Here is a 13,560-nt window from a genome sequence, read left to right on the forward strand (position 1 = left end):
GACTCGCTCTCGCAAGTCGGTTTTTCCGCATTCTTACAGGGAACTCTTCAGAACTTCGATGCTATGCTGCAGCTTATCCGCGAAGGCGGCGTTGATCTTCTTGCCTTTCTCCTTGTCGATATCCTTTTCCAGCTGTTTAAATGATTTCGAGTCAAGCTTGCCTTTCGCTTGATCCTTTTGGATTTTGTCGATATCCGATTGAAGAGACTTCGCGGTTTTGGCGTCCGAAATCAAACCGCCAGCCTGCCCGAGAGAGATCAGTTCGTCTAATTGAGCGACTTCGATCGTGATTTCCAAGCTGAACGTCTTCGTCGTTTGATGACCGAGATTATCCGTCGCCGTAACGACAATCGGATACGTTCCAACTGCAAGACCGATCGGATTTACAGATACCGTTCCGGATGTCGTCGTGCCGTTAAAGGATACGCTCATTGACTTCAATCCGCTTCCGCTGTCGCTTGCGGAGAACGCGATCGATACCGCTTCCGTTTGGAGGAACGACAGATCGCTCGGCGCAGCGATTACTGGCGGCGTCGAATCAATCGTGACGAGGCTTTCGCCCGTTACGCCCGATCCGTCCTTCGCCGTGGCGACGACTTTGACCACGCCGTCAGCAACCGCCGTCAGCAGGCCGTTCTCGTCGATCGTCGCTTTGTCTGCCCCGCTGCCATCCGTGCTGACGACCGTCCAAGTGACCGATTTGTCGGTCGCGTTATCAGGCGTTACAGCCGCGTTCATTTGCGCTGTTGCTCCCAGAGTGTCGATCGACGATGCACCTGTCACGGTGATACCGGCAACTGCGATTGGTGCAGGGGTTTCCTCTTTCACCAGATCGGTTATCGCCGCTTGCAGCGAAGTAACCGCCGCATCAATCTGCACTTGGGTCGCGGCGTTGTTCGCCACAACAGCCTTCGCATTGTCTAAGGCTGTCTCAAATGCTGCCCAGCTCTCAGGCGTGTAATCAGCTTCAACAAGCGCTTCGCCTTGAGATATCAGCTGTTGCAGCGCTGAGGCATCCACCGTGCCGCTGTTTGGCTTATCGTCCGGGTTCCCGATGACAGGAACGTACGTACTCTCGTTTGGCACGGAGATCGTCACGGGCTCGGTGTAGCCGCTGATCCCGAAATACCCTGCCCCTTGAATGTAATTGTTCTCGTCAAACCAGCTTGCGACGATGGTGTCGCCGGCCTTGAGACGGATCCACACGCCATAGTCCGTGTTCACCGTGCTGACTTTAACGAGTGTGTTTTTATAGGGTGCTACAAAGCCTTTGTTATCAGCCAATGCCGATCTGCCGTCACCCGACAGGATGCTTGAGCCAGGCTTCCAGAGCTCTTGCCAATGCTGAATCTCAAAAGAACCTTCCTTGAGGATAACAGCGTATTTCGCGCCGCTCCAAGGGTTGTCAAGAAGATCCTGCTCAGTCGGAGACCGCAGGATAAAAGCAGGGAATGCTCCGGTGTTCATGCCGGACATAAAGTCAACCACGAACTCTGCATCGCCGAATGTTCTGCCTGCGTAACCTGCAGTTGCACCCACGGCAGGAGTCAACGAGGTATCGTTATTCGTCCAAGTATTCGAAGCGCCGGATTTCCAATTGGCCTTATCCGCGATGACTGAGGTCATATCCACATATTCGGTCACGCGTCCGAGTTCGACGGAGGATTCAGTCGCCAGACCGAAGTAGCCGGAGGTGGAGACATTTAAGTTACTGTCATCACCGAAGGAGAACAGCGTATCGTTCCCGCTCTTGAGGGTTACGGTTACAATGCCGTTTCCGCTTCCGTTGTTATCATCCCATACTGCGCCGGCCTTTAAGAGCCGGTCGTTGATGTCCACCTGCCACTGGCCCAATTGGGTACTTGTGCCGTTGTAATAACGGGTCAGTGTGGCTGTCGTGCCATGAATAGCAATCTCGTATCTGTTGGCATCTCGCGTCGCCGCATTTGCCCGCAGTATAAGGGTCAAGTCGAGCGCGTCAAGATTTTGATTCACGCCCAGTTTCAAATAGAAGTCCTTGTCTGCGTACTTCTCCTGCGTGTAGAACGCTGCTGCTGACTGACCGGACTGAACTTCCAGAGTGAGGCCGGTCGGTTCGTCTTTCACAAACGAAGACTGACCCGTCACAGTCCATTTGGAATCATTAAACAGCATATCGTCCAACAGTGCCACAGGGGATTTCACCATCGGGTACAGGTCGTCGCTTGGCGGCGAAAGGTCGGGCACCATATCGGCGCTCACAACAGAGAAGTCGTCTACCAGGACCTGTGAGCCGGATGTTGTCTTTGTTGCATAAATCACGGCTTCTCCGGTCGCGTCTGCAGTAAATTTGATCGATACCGATCGCCATGCGGGCCGGTCCAATTCACCCTTGAGAGTGGCCGCACCGATGCGTACACCGATTTCTGCCTTTTGTCCAGCAGGATCGCTGCCGCTGCCCACCCGAGCAAAGCCGCGTAGAACATAATCCTTACCTGGTTCCAGCCCGGTGATTGTCTGCTCGAGACCAATGTTCTGACCGGTCAGCGCCACTGCGTACTGCTCGCGGGCATGTGCGTTGTCTGCCGATGAAGAGGCTTGAACTAAGGATGCACTTCCTACACCTGTCTTCGTCCAATATGGTAATGAGCCCATGCCTTGGACGTCGAGCCGCGGCCACTCAAAACCGCTGTTGAATAGCAGGTTTCTGTTCGCGTAAGGCAGGAGCTGCGGACCGCCGCTGACTTCGTCGACCGTTACCGGAGTGCCCTTCAGACCGGCCGTCCAGTTGTCTCCTGGCTGGTATGCACCCGAGCCGATTGCGTGAGAACCGGCTTTCAGGGTAAAGTCAAACGCCGATGGGTCGTTAAAGGTTGCGGTTCCATCGATATCGCTTTCCGGCCTGCTGTAATTGTCCTTCACTACCGCGCCGGCATTGATGTTGTCAGTGCCCACGCCGCGGGAATCCACGATGTTGTTCATATAAACGTCCATGTAGGCGTCGCCCGGGGAGTTCGTGTAAATTTCCGGGTTCGGGTGACTCGTTGCTCCTTGGAATACCGTATTGTTGAACACGGAGACAAACTCGGAGCTGGAGTTTACAAAATTGGCCGCCCACGGTAAATTCCAAAAAACATTGTCGAATACTTGGGCGTTTTTGGCTCCCAGGTCAAAGTACACGCCATTGGAAAATGGGTTGTGGGAGTCATGAATAAAGTTGTGATGAATCTGGCTGTTACCCAAATCGGTATAAGCGAAGTACATGAGACCGCAGTCGGAACTGTGCCAGTTTCCGTCATGAATGTCGTTGTAGGAAATTTCGCTGGCGTAGAAGCTGCCTCCGATCAGCGTGCTGCTGGCGTTATACACCTCGTTGTGGCTGATCAGGTGGTTTCTTCCCGTAATCGTTATCGAGAAGGTAAACATGGTGGGACCGGTAGTCGCGTCGTGCAGCTTGTTATTGACGATCTTGTTGCCCTCGCCCTCGACGGTGACCAGAGCGCCGGATGAATAAGCGATTTCACTGTTGATCAGAGTGTTGTTCTTGCCGCCGACGATGATGCCGCCCCGCTCATTATCCGGGGACAGGAACGAGGTGACGTACTTGGCCGTCATATGATCAACTACATTGCTCACGCCGTTACGCATGGTCAGGTTGCTGCCGTTCAGATCAATGCCTTCAATATGGATGTACTTGCGGCTGGATAGATCGAGGCCCCATTCACGTGCTTTGTAACGAACATCCAGATCGTTCGGGTTCATGCCATTAGGGAGCTGTAAATACAGCGTTCCGCTACCCTGGTTATAGAACCATTCATATGGCGCGTCCAGAGCTGCCATGGCGTTCTGGATATAGTAAGGGAAATCATCGCCTGATGCGTAGCCGGTTGGGCCTAGCTCGTAGAAGTTAATGTTTGCTAGGTTAAGCCAACCAGGTGTGGATGAGACGACTTCGGCGCCGGAATTGTTCCAATAGCGGTTGTCCATGCCCACGATGGCTGCACCGTCCCAAGTACCGGCAGGTTGGTTCAGCTCGGGATCGCGCAGCTTACCACCCGGGGTAGACCAGCCGCCAACGCTGGCGTTAGCCCCGTCGAACACATAGGTCAGCGTGTTCGGACGATAGTACGCGTCTTCCTTCGCGACGTTCGGATATCGTGCGTTCAGCATGGATTCGCCGTCTACGAAAATTTGATTGCGATAATTGCCCATCGGCAAGCTAACGTCTACTTTCCAGAGGTTTGCGTTATTCGGGTCATATTGCACCGCGCTGGTGTTTGAAGCCGTCTGCCATGTCCCGGTTATCTGGTCCGCGCCGGAAATGACCACTTTCTCGCCGTCGGCCGTTTTGTAGGTAATGGGATGATCAGCCGTGCCGTTGTACTTCGGACGCACCGATTCCCCATACACGCCTTCGTGAATGATCACGGTCTCGCCTGGCAGGAGAACATCGGCTGCCTTCTGAATCGTAAGGAAAGGTTCGGCTTCCGTTCCTGGGTTGCTGTCATTGCCGGTCTTAGCCACATAATAGGTATTGTCGCCTACTTGATCGGTGTCGGCTGGATCAGCTTGCTGACCGGTGCCGTCTGTATTTGGCGCTCTGTTATACAGCGCTTCTTGCGTAGCGTCGTCAAGAGCTGAAGGGAAAACGGAAAGCTCATCTAGGAGACCGGTGTACGCACGTCCCTGATAGCCATTCCCGCCGAACCATTTGTATGCTTGCAGATTGACCGGGGATAGGGAAGTATAAGCTTTTTCGCCGATCAGACTGCCGTCCACATACATCTTGATTTTGAGATCCGTCACACTGTAGGAGAACGCCACATAGTGCCAGTTACCGTCTGCCAGGTTCCCTGCTGTCGCAGAAAAGCCGCCATCCCAACCGGCGTTGTCCGATCCTACATCCAGGAAGTGTAATGTTGTGTCAGCATAATTGTTTTCTTCGGTGCCCCATTTGATATTCCACCAGATGTCTCCATTAGGGAGTCCCCAATCGCCATTGGTGCCGCCATAAGGCGGGGCCATTAAATAGCTGACTCTTCCGACATCTTGGATTTCGGCTGGGATTGTAGGCTTAACCCAAACCCCCATCGTAAGATCATTAAGATTCGCGAACTGAGGGCCGTAGTCGATTGTGAGTCCGCTCGCGCCTCTGTCGTCTGAAGAAATCGATGGAGTACCGCCTCGTCCGTTGTTGTCGGTATCCCACAAATAGTTGTTCAATGTAGCCGTAAGACCGCCCGAAATGGCGCTGGATGTCTTACCAGTACCTTCATTGAAAGGGAATAGATTCTCTCCTTGGAACGGATCGCCCGGATTGCCGCCGCTCGTATTAGGCGCTCTGTTGAATAGCGCTGCATGATCGGTGTCGCCCAGAACGGAAGGGAAAACGGAAAGCTCATCCAGGAGGCCGATGTACTCATCTCCTATGTAGCCACTCCCGCCGAAAAAGTTGTACGATTGCAGATTGATAGGGAAAGTATTGCCGTAGGTCTTATCACCGACTTTACTGCCGTCCACATACAGCGCGACTGTTTTCTCCGTCGCGCTGAAGGAGAACGCAAGATAGTGCCAGTCGCCGTCGGCCAGATTCCCTGCCGTCGCAGTCAGGTTGCTATCCCATTCGGAGTTATCAGATCCATAGGAGGTAAAGTTTATACTTGTATCGGCATAATGGTTTGCCTCGGTTCCCCAAGTGATATTCCACAAGATTTCACCATTATGGATCGCCCAGTCGCCATTGGTGCCGGCATACGGCGGGGCCATTAAAAAACTTCTTTTTCCAGCACCCGGGTTCGTCGGCTTCACCCAAACGCCCATGGTAAGATCATTTAAACTTGCGAATTGAGAGCCGTAGTCGATTGTGATCCCGTTCTGGCCTGTTTGGTCATTGGAGATCGCGTGCGTACCGCCCCTTCCGCTGTTGTCCGTATCCCACACATAATTGTTCAACGCGGCCGTCAGACCGCTAGAGTTGGCGCCGGAGGTCGAACCATTCCCCTCATTGAAAGGGAACAGGATCTCGCCAGGCAATGGATCACCCGGATCGCCTGGATTGCCGTTAACGCTCGTATTAGGCGCTCTGTCAAACAGCGCTGCATGCGCGTTGCCGTCGAGAACGGAAGGGAATACGGAAAGCTCATCCAGAAGGCCGGTGTACGCACGTCCCTGATAGCCATTCCCGCCGAACCACTTGTATGCTTGCAGATTCACGGGGAATGTGGAAGTGTAGGTCTTTTCACCGACCTTACTTCCGTCCACGTACAGAGCGGCTGTTTTCGCCGTCGCGCTGAAAGAGAACGCCAGATAATGCCAATTGCCGTCGGCCAAATTCCCCGCTGGCGCTGAAAAGTTACTATTCCATTCGGAGCCATCAGCTCCGTAAGATAGAAAATCTATCTTTGTGTCGGCGTAGTTGTTTTCACTAGTGCCCCAGTTGATATCCCACCAGATTTCGCCATTAGTGAATCCCCAATTGCCAGTGGTACCGGCATAAGGCGGGGCCAATAAAGAACTGGTTGCTCCAGGACTTGGAGCAGAAGGCTTAACCCAAACGCCCATGCTCAGATCATTTACACTCGCGAACTGAGAACCGTAGTCGAGCGTGATCCCGTTCTGGCCTGTTTGGTCATTGGAGATCGCGTGCGTACCGCCCCGTCCGCTGTTGTCCGTATCCCACACATAGTTGTTCAATGTGGCCGTGAGACCGCCCGAAACGGCGCTGGAGGTCGTACCGTTACCCTCATTGAAGGGGAAAAGGATCTCGCCTTGGAAGGGATCCGAGGCGGGAGAGGTTTCTGCGAAAGCTGTTGCCGGCAGTAATGCAATTGCTGCCAGCAACATGCTGAGAACCAAAGATATCAGACGTGTTGCCAAGCGTGATGTCCGTCTATGCTTGTTCATATTATCGTCCCTTCTATGGTATTTTTGCGAATCAATCCTAGTGAAAAAATGTCTCTGTCCCCCTTTCTCTACAATTTGCATACCGTTTGTAGTGACAAAAAAAACCGCTGCAATCTCCAAGAACAGGCGTCAGATGCAGCGCTTATACATTGTCAACTTGTATTTTAGAGTGAGCACGAAAAGGAGAAAATGAACTTTTCTACGATTTTCGGACCAAACCTGTTGAAGACCCCCTATTAAATAAAAATCCTCCTTCGCTATCATCTGAGTTTGATACCCAGAGGCTGCAAGGAGGATCGTGTGATTATGTTGTTTCCGTACGGTGCTCGGCTTGCTGCTCCACGACCACGCCATCATCAAGCCGCAGCCAGGATTCGAAGCCGGGTTCTCCAAGATGCAGCCGGATCACCCGCGCGCCGCGAGGGAATCCTTCTCGCCCGTACGTATTGTAGCCAGAAGCTCTGCCGTAGCATAACTGGATCCCATGATGCTCGCTCCAGAAATCGTTGATGTGGTCATGTCCGACGAACGTACCCATCATATCGCCGTTCTCCAGCATTGCCGCGAACAAACCTGAGTTAATCCGCGAGCAGCCTATATCCTCGTGCTTGACCCCGTAGCAGACGTTTTGCCGCCATGCCTCCTCATATTCCGGCAGCGGGATATGGAAGAAGGCAAGCGAAGGAACCGGCGTACCTCCGTTGTTTGCTTTATAGCCTTTCGATAGCTTCGTGTACCAATCGACCTGGGATTGACGAATCCAATCCCATTCGATTGTTTTCGGCGCATAAGCACCCGAGTCTAGAAAATACAGAACCACTTTGGCATCGCTTTCCCGATTGTCCGTCAGTTCCACGACAAAGTTTCCGATACCGTGAACATCCTCAGGGCCTGAACTCCCTATCCCGTACTTGCTATTCTCCTGAAGCACCATCAACTCCGCATTCAACACCTGCGACTTGCCGCCCTCGTCGTCATGATTTCCAAACACGAGCGCCCAGGCAATCCCGCGATCTTCGGCGACCGCAACCGCTTCGTTAAACGCTCGGATCGGATCGTCGGTATTTAATCCCATTATTGTATCTCCGGTAAACACAACCAGATTCGGCTGTTCTGCGCTCAGTATGTCATCCATCAGCTTGCGGCTTCTTTGATCCAGCTCGTCTCCGTTCCGCCAATGAACATCCGTGAATTGAACGATCACAAATCTATTATCTTCGCGAAAAGCCAACCTTTTCGTCATCGATCTCCCTCGTTTCTAGTAAAATAAAATTCACTTCCAACCACCCGAAGACCGGCTAGGCTGAATGGATGAGATTATGCTGCCAACGCTGGGACTTGTAGCGCCATAAGCCGATAATGGCCTTGGAGATTTCCTCCGTCGCATACAGGCCGTACACGACTTCAATCGGCCATTTCATGATGCCCGCTCCGAAGAATGCGAGCGGTATCCCGACTAGCCACGTGGAGCTAAGCACAAGCTTCATGGAATATTGCGTATCACCGCCGCTGCGGAAGACGCCGACGATCCAGATGTTGTTTAGAAAATTGCAAATTAATACACAAGACATGATTCGGAGAATCCATATGGCCTGTCCGTGCAGCTGCTCGCTAATATGAAAAAACCTGACAACGAGCGGCGCCGAAATAAACAAGGCTGCCCCAATGACAATTGCCAAGATACAGCCGATCCGCGTGAATCGTTCCGCATAATTTTGCGCCTGTTCCCTGTTCTGCAATCCGATCTGTTCGCCAATCATAACGCTCGCCGATTGCGCGAACCCTGATATAGCTGCGGATACAAAATTGCCGATTACCTTCGAAATCTGAATCAACGCGATCGCTGCAGCGCCGCTCATGCCGAATGCCACCATGTACATCGTTGTTCCTAATCCCCATAACGACTCATGGATAATGATAGGCTTCGTAATCCGGAAAACGCTCCTGATCAGTTCTCGGTCAATCCGAGGCAAGATCTTTAATGATACAGCTACTTCCTTCTTCCATACATACACATACACGATTGTTGTCGAGAGGAGAAGCAGCTTAGAGATCATAGTAGCTGCCGCGGCACCGTATACCCCCATGGCAGCAAATCCGAGATGACCGTAAATGAGCACATAATTCAGAAAAGTATTCAGACAAAGCGACAAGATGGTCAAATACATAATCACTTTCACAACGCCGATGCTCTTCAAGCTCATCACATATGCGGTCGTAACAGCTGATGCGACATACCCGCAGCTCATAATGGACACAAATGTCGCTGTCATATTCAGCAGCTGTTGATCTCCCGTAAAAGGAGCAAATATGAATGGGGAGCCGAACGTAAGCAGGATAACAAAAACAATGCTGATTGCCAGACCGCTAAATACAGTCAATGCCGCCAGCTTCTTTATCGAGTCATAATCTCTTTCCCCGTAATATTGAGATATAAATACGGACGGACCGCTCAACACGCCTGCCAGAATCATCCCGAGCAAAAACTCGAATTGACCGGCAATGCCAACGGCAGCAATCGACTCTTCCCCCAAGCCTGCTACCATCATCGAATCGATTAGCATAAAAGATGATGCAAACAGAAACTGCAAAGTCAATGGAACGGATAACTGCAATAACTTGCTGTTGAATTCATTTCTTGAATTTCCCATCTGCTGTTGCGTCCCCTATATCGTCACGAAATAAGGAACCCGATTGCGAAACTGTACGACTTCATGAATATCATACGATTTCAGCAATTTCAGCGCCTGGCCGAACCCTTGTTCATAACTGCCGACCCGGTGGGCATCGGAACCGAGCGAGAACCATTTGCCGCCTAAATCCAGGTACATTTCAATCAGGCAGCTGTGCGGATGAATCCAACCTTGCCGATACAGCCCTGTCGTATTCAACTCCAACACTTTATCCTTCTTTATCATGATCTCAAATAAGTCATACAGCATGGATTTGCAACGCTCGTAATCCTCTACATCAACGATTCTCTTCGTGTACCGGCTAACATAATCAAGATGTGCCACAACATCATAATTATCCATCAGTTGGACCGCATCGCGAACATGCGAGAAATACTCCTCCAAGATCCGATTCATGGATTGACTGTGAAAAGCTTCTTCCGCAAAATCCAACACGCCATTGTTGTGAGCGGATAGCAAAACCAAATCAAAAGAATATCCTTGCAAATATGCATTAATTTCATGATGGTAATCTTTTCGATAACCAACCTCGATGCCTTTCCGTATTTCTATGTCATAGGCTTTACGCAGCTCTGCAACCTCTTGCTCGTAACTGACCATGTCGATCAGGACGTCTTTCTTGAAATACTTGCAATCATAATCAAAATGGTCCGTTGTCACGATGGCTTTCTTCCCTAAACTTATCGCATGTTCAACAATATTCTTCATCGGTTCTTCCGAGTCGGGAGAATAATTGGAGTGGACATGCTGATCCACAATCAAATTCGAAACTTGCATTTCACTAAACCTTCCTTCACGATAGTCGCATCTTTGCTGAGTTACGCCTTCACCCAGCTAATGTTCGCGTGGGCAAGCTTTTCCTTCCATTCAACAGGCGGTTCTGTATCACAAATCACACCATTCACTTCGTTGTAATCTGCATATTTGTACATGGATTTCACATCAATCTTCGAATGGTCAATCACGATATGCACTTTGTTCGATCGCTCGATCATTCTTCTGAGAAGATTGCCTTCGTCGATATGATAGGTTGTGATTCCATGCGCGATCGAATAGCCATTCGCACCGATAAACGCTTTATCAATATAAAACTTCTCGAGCAAGTCTATCGTCATCGATCCTGATGCGAACATTTGATCCGTGTCGATCTCGCCGCCAAGAAAAATAATTCTTCCCGTAAAATAACCGGCTTTTTTACGCTCGATAAGACTGTTCAATACCTGGATACAGCCAACGATGATCGTCAAGTTTTTTTTATTTAATAAGTGGTTGGATATCTGAATTGTAGTCGTGCCTACGCCTAAGGCGATCACATCATAATCGTCGATCAGTTCAACCGCTTTCATGCCAACGCGCTGTTTCTCCTGGATATGGATGGAGTTGCGCTGGCTATATGGCGCCTCGTACAAAGTAAAGTTAGGCTTGATGCCGCCCCCGTGTACGATAAGCAGCTTGTTTTCCCGGCTTAACGCGTCCAAGTCTCGACGAACGGTCACCTTGGAAACGTTCAATTGTTCGGAGAGCTCATTAACCGTTACTCTTCCTTTGGCATTCAACTCTGCCAAAATCATGCCCATTCGTTCAACCTGCAGCACTAGCATTCACCTTCTCCATTCATAGAATCAAACCGGGATTCAACGCGATCTGTTTCCCGGTTTGATAAACAGATCGAATGATTAATCTAAATAGATCGGATTTGTAAAAGCAAACTTTCCAAATTTATCAAGACATTCGACTCTAATAAATTTCTCGTCTCCCCGCAGTTTTTTACGAAGGGATGTAATATTCTCGCCAAGCTCAATTTGATACTGGCGGACATCTCCATTCATATAAATGCGTTCAACCGGAGAGCATTCGAAGATGACTTCATTATTCTCGATGCGGAACTCATAGATTTCCGGACCCGTCGAGGAATAGAAGCTGCCTTCGACCAATGCTTGGACAACTGCATTGCGCGTCAGCTCGGGGGCTTTGACAACTACCCAGCCTCCAAAAGAGTCGTTGTAGATGTCGCCCGGATATCTGTTATGGTTATCGTCAGTTGCCGTCCCCCAAAGCTTCTTGCCTTTACGCAGCAGTGTTTCCCACATAATTCGGGAATTGCCCATGTTCTCATGCCACTCCGAGCAATGGTTGTAGACTTCTAGCGCGAACAGGTTATCCAGTGCATAGACATCTTCCCACTCAACGGTGGACCAATGCGGATGATTGAACATGACGATATTGCCTCGTGCCACCATATCGTCAATGAACTGCTGTGCCGTATCAATGCTGACGAAATCCGGCCAAATGATTGGCTCCATATGCCTAAGCGGCTCTTTCGTCGCTGCCCGCAGATGCTCGTCAGTTCCCATTATGACATGCAGGTGAAAGATTCTGATATCGCCAGCCGGCATCCGGATGCCTACTTCACTGGCTGGAAGCAGGATGAAATTTGGCTCATTCTCCTGCTCGAAGTTCGTAAAGAAATCATGCTCGGAGTGCGCAATGAAAGAATAGCCTCGTTCTTTATAAGCCTTTCGAAGCTCTTCCGGCGTGAGAGCACCGTCGGATAAGGTGGAATGACCGTGCAGGTTTCCTTTATACCAGTTTCCGCCATCCATGAAACTCTTTTTAGTAATCATAGTCATACACATTCACCATCCTGGTTCAGCTTATTTGTTTTCATCGATAATCTTTTGCGCTGCAACTGCTGCATCATGAACGACTTGCTTCGGATCTTTGGAAGTGTCAATCAGAGCGCTTTTCACAAATTCAACGTTGGACGTGTAGATCGCTTTCCAATTCTTCGACCAAGGCCGGCTGTGCGCAAATTGAAGCTGGTCGATCGCAACTTGGAACTGCGGTTTCTCTTGCAGCCATTTCTTTAATTCCGGCGTTTCCAATGCAGACTTGGTAGTTGGCAGATAGCCCGTTTGTTCGAAGAAATTCACTACGTTCTCGTCTTGAGACAAGAAATCGAGGAACTTTCCAGCCGCTTTCTTCTGCTCTTCTGTCGCTTTGTCAATAATGATCGCGTTCGCTCCGCCGGTCACCATGGAATTCTTCCCGCCTTCTTGCGGCTGGAATGCAACGGAAACGTTGAACTTCGTGTTATTGACAAGCTGACCCATCGATCCGATGGAATCGAAATCCATCGCAACTTTGCCGTCAAGGAAATTTTGCTTGATCAGATCGGACTGATTCTCCTGCGCGCTATATGCATTTAACATCGTTTTATCTTTAACCATGTCCTGGAACAATTTCACAATGGAACTGCCTTTTTCATTATCAAATGCAACCTGGCTTCCATCCTTGTTGACCATCTCGCCGCCGTAGGAGTAAACGGCTGATTCCCAATACCATGCATCCGTATCCCAGTAGCCGGAGAACCCATAAATGCCTTTGGCCGGATCTGTCAATTTTTTTGCATATTCTTGCAGCTCAGACCAAGTTTTCGGGCCTGCCGGATCCAATCCGGCTGCTTTAACCAAATCCGCGTTCATGTACAGAATCGGCGTGCTGCGGTTCATCGGCGCCGCTTTGAAAACGCCGTCCGCAAAGCTTGAACGTGTCAAGCCTTCGATGTAATTGTCGATTGTCGATTTGGACATATATTTACTCAGATCCGCTGCAATAGGATTATAACGACCTAGGAAGGACTCTTCGATTTGAGCGATGACCGGGGTGTTTTTGGCAACAAGCGCCGCTTCCAGCTTCTCAGCTACGCCGTCGTAGCCGCCTTGGCCTGACATAACGACTTCGATGTCCGGATTTGCGTCATTGAACTTTTTCACAGCATCGGCCATTAACTTTCCGTTGCCCTGTGACGGATCCCAGATAGACCAAAAATCAACCTTTACCTTTTCTGCTGCTGATGCGTTTTGCGCTGCGCCTTCTTGGCTGTTGTCTGTGGACGGCGCTCCTTCGGAACAGCCGGTCACTCCGATAACCGTTGCTAATAGACCCAAAGCCACTGCATTCTTCAAGTTGATTCTCATTTGAA

Annotated in this window: 7 protein-coding genes; all 7 read right to left on the reverse strand. The window is 50.4% G+C overall.

What is annotated here, in order from left to right:
* Window positions 1-33: 33 nt before the first annotated feature.
* The 7 genes from A8990_RS02230 to A8990_RS02260 all read right to left on the reverse strand — a co-directional run bounded on the left by A8990_RS02230 (window position 34) and on the right by A8990_RS02260 (window position 13,555).
* Window positions 34-6,882: a LamG-like jellyroll fold domain-containing protein gene (locus A8990_RS02230; protein ID WP_181909364.1), complete on the reverse strand. Its 6,849-nt coding sequence runs from the start codon at window positions 6,880-6,882 to the stop codon at window positions 34-36.
* A 304-nt stretch (window positions 6,883-7,186) separates the two neighbouring features.
* Window positions 7,187-8,125, reverse strand: coding sequence for a metallophosphoesterase family protein (locus tag A8990_RS02235; protein ID WP_116187402.1), 939 nt, complete (start codon window positions 8,123-8,125; stop codon window positions 7,187-7,189).
* Window positions 8,126-8,180: 55 nt separating this feature from the next.
* Window positions 8,181-9,533: an MATE family efflux transporter gene (locus A8990_RS02240; protein ID WP_116187403.1), complete on the reverse strand. Its 1,353-nt coding sequence runs from the start codon at window positions 9,531-9,533 to the stop codon at window positions 8,181-8,183.
* 15 nt (window positions 9,534-9,548) lie between these two features.
* Window positions 9,549-10,352 (reverse strand): histidinol-phosphatase HisJ family protein, encoded by an 804-nt coding sequence (locus A8990_RS02245; RefSeq protein WP_116187404.1) that lies wholly within the window; start codon window positions 10,350-10,352, stop codon window positions 9,549-9,551.
* 41 nt (window positions 10,353-10,393) lie between these two features.
* Window positions 10,394-11,176: a DeoR/GlpR family DNA-binding transcription regulator gene (locus A8990_RS02250; RefSeq protein WP_116187405.1), complete on the reverse strand. Its 783-nt coding sequence runs from the start codon at window positions 11,174-11,176 to the stop codon at window positions 10,394-10,396.
* 75 nt (window positions 11,177-11,251) lie between these two features.
* Window positions 11,252-12,205: a CehA/McbA family metallohydrolase gene (locus tag A8990_RS02255; protein ID WP_116187406.1), complete on the reverse strand. Its 954-nt coding sequence runs from the start codon at window positions 12,203-12,205 to the stop codon at window positions 11,252-11,254.
* Window positions 12,206-12,229: 24 nt separating this feature from the next.
* Window positions 12,230-13,555: an ABC transporter substrate-binding protein gene (locus tag A8990_RS02260; protein WP_116187407.1), complete on the reverse strand. Its 1,326-nt coding sequence runs from the start codon at window positions 13,553-13,555 to the stop codon at window positions 12,230-12,232.
* Between the last annotated feature and the right edge of the window lie 5 nt (window positions 13,556-13,560).

This window comes from Paenibacillus taihuensis, assembly GCF_003386535.1.
In the GTDB taxonomy this organism is placed as follows: domain Bacteria; phylum Bacillota; class Bacilli; order Paenibacillales; family Paenibacillaceae; genus Paenibacillus_Z; species Paenibacillus_Z taihuensis.

Excerpts from the sequence above, each read along its gene's own strand:
- A8990_RS02230 (WP_181909364.1), bottom strand. The coding sequence starts at position 6,882 with ATGAACAAGCATAGACGGACATCACGCTTGGCAACACGTCTGATATCT.
- A8990_RS02245 (WP_116187404.1), bottom strand. The coding sequence starts at position 10,352 with ATGCAAGTTTCGAATTTGATTGTGGATCAGCATGTCCACTCCAATTAT.
- A8990_RS02250 (WP_116187405.1), bottom strand. The coding sequence starts at position 11,176 with ATGCTAGTGCTGCAGGTTGAACGAATGGGCATGATTTTGGCAGAGTTG.
- A8990_RS02240 (WP_116187403.1), bottom strand. The coding sequence starts at position 9,533 with ATGGGAAATTCAAGAAATGAATTCAACAGCAAGTTATTGCAGTTATCC.
- A8990_RS02260 (WP_116187407.1), bottom strand. The coding sequence starts at position 13,555 with ATGAGAATCAACTTGAAGAATGCAGTGGCTTTGGGTCTATTAGCAACG.
- A8990_RS02255 (WP_116187406.1), bottom strand. The coding sequence starts at position 12,205 with ATGACTATGATTACTAAAAAGAGTTTCATGGATGGCGGAAACTGGTAT.
- A8990_RS02235 (WP_116187402.1), bottom strand. The coding sequence starts at position 8,125 with ATGACGAAAAGGTTGGCTTTTCGCGAAGATAATAGATTTGTGATCGTT.